This is a genomic window from Rhodoferax sp., assembly GCF_039922535.1.
Taxonomy (GTDB): domain Bacteria; phylum Pseudomonadota; class Gammaproteobacteria; order Burkholderiales; family Burkholderiaceae_C; genus Rhodoferax_B.
In genome coordinates, this window is the sequence record NZ_JBDTEM010000236.1 from 1 (window position 1) to 2001 (window position 2001).

The following is a 2001-nucleotide window of genomic DNA, read 5'->3' on the forward strand; positions in this document are numbered from 1 at the left end:
AGCCAAAAAAGACGCTGCCGAAGATAAGCGGGATGCCGACTACAAGGTGGCCGCCCAGAAGTGCGATGCTTTGGCGGGCAACGCCAAAGACAGCTGTATCGCTGCCGCCAAGGCCCAATTCGGGAAGTCTTGATATCTAGCATGTAGATAAAAGAAGCCGGTGCAGACCGGCTTTTTTTATGGTCTTTTAGACCTTTGGTGCAGATAGAACCTGCGCAAGCAGCTATCAAAATTGAATTGATATTCAGGTCTTTCGCCGGTACATGTCGGCATCGGCCAGACGCACCAAGTCTTCGGCATCCACCGCCATACCGGGGTAGATGGCCACTCCCACTGATGCGCCCAGGAAGGCTGTGCCCAGGCGTTGCATGGCGGCCACCGGCAAAGGTTCGCGCAGGGCCAGGTCGATCTTGTCGCGGATGTGCTCTGCTGCGGCCAGATCGGCTACCGGGTCCAGCAGCACCACGAATTCGTCGCCGGCATAACGGGCCAGGGTGTCGCTGCTACGGGTGGCCTGGCGCAGGCGGTCTGCGGTGGCCACCAGTACCTGGTCCCCCGCATCGTGGCCTAGCGTGTCGTTGATGTGCTTGAACTTGTTCAGGTCGATGAACAGCACCGCAAAGGGCTGCTGGTCGGCTTGGCGGCGGCCCCGGTCCAGCCGGTCGCCCAGGGTGCGCATCAGCCATTCGCGGTTGTGCAGGCCGGTCAGCGCGTCGGTGCGCAGACGCAGCTGCATCTCGCGGAAGGTCTGGGCCAGCTCACCGATGGTGCCCCGGCCTTGCACGTTCACCACCGCATCCAGGCGGCCTTCGCCCACGCCGCGCGCGGCCACGGTGAGCAGATGCAGGTCGGCGCTGAGCCAGTTCAGGATCAACAGGCCCAGAGCCACGGCGGCGATCGAGGCGGCGGCACCAATGACTGCCGTACGGACCACGTTGGCACTCAGGTCGCGCATGAAGTCGCTGCGTGGCACGGCCACCACCACCAACCAGTCCAGTCCGGCATCGTCGCGTAGACGGCTGAAGGCCAGTTGCACCGCTACGCCATCGGGACCACTGACGGGCATGGACACCGGTATCTGCGGCTCGCCATAGGTTTTCAGCCGCTCAAGGACCGCGCGGTAGGCGGCTTCCTGCAGGGGATCGCCGCTGGCACTGGCATTGATACGGGTCCCCACTTTGCCGGAGGCGTGGTGGATATTGGGGGTGTGCGACGAGGCGATGAGCTGCCCCCCGGTCTCGATGATGAATGCCAGCCCGTGCTCGCTGAGGGCCAGGGTGCGCACAAATGCATTCAGCCGGGTCAGGGCCACGTCGGTTGCCACCACGCCTTGCAGGGAGCCCTGGCCGTCCAGCACGCGTTTGGCCCGGGTGAGTACCAGCTCGTTGGTCAGCCCATCGATGTAGACCGCCGTCCAGACCGGCGTGGTGCTGGTTTCGGCCAGGGTGTACCAGGGACGCAAGCGCAGGTCGAGAGGCCCCTGGCCTGGATGTGAATCGGTCAAGGGGCCGTCGATACCGCGCACGGTGGAGACCAAGCGGGTGGCGAGGGGGCTGCTACGGGTCGCCCAGTCGGCCAGGTCGGTGCCGCGGCGGTACATGGACGCGACCTGGCCCGCGACGTTGGCGTAGTAGACGTGGTTGTTCGGATCGGTGTAGAGCGCGGTGGCGGCCCAGAAGCGGGCGCGCAGGGCGGCTTGGTCGTCCAGCAGATTGGCCGTGGTGCCCTGGCCATGGGGAAAAGCGGTTTCCAGCACGGCGGCCGAACCCAGTAAATGCCGGTCTACCGCCTGTTCAATGCGGGCCACCGTTTCCAGCAAAAGGTGGCTTGACAGGGTATCTACCACCTCGCTGCCGGTACGGTAGGACAAGGCTCCCACCAGCGTGGCCACGCCCAGCACCAGCGCCACATAGGGAATGGTCAGCCATTGGCGCAGCGAGAAACGGACAAGCATGTAAGAGCCCTCTCAGCGGCTAAGGTGAACCACGTTTATCCAGCGTC

General features: G+C 64.3%; 1 protein-coding gene. It reads right to left on the reverse strand.

All coding sequences use genetic code 11. From position 1 onward, the window contains the following. Nucleotides 1–244: 244 nt before the first annotated feature. Nucleotides 245–1954, reverse strand: coding sequence for a diguanylate cyclase (locus ABI213_RS11170; protein ID WP_348027083.1), 1710 nt, complete (start codon nt 1952–1954; stop codon nt 245–247). Nucleotides 1955–2001: the final 47 nt, after the last annotated feature.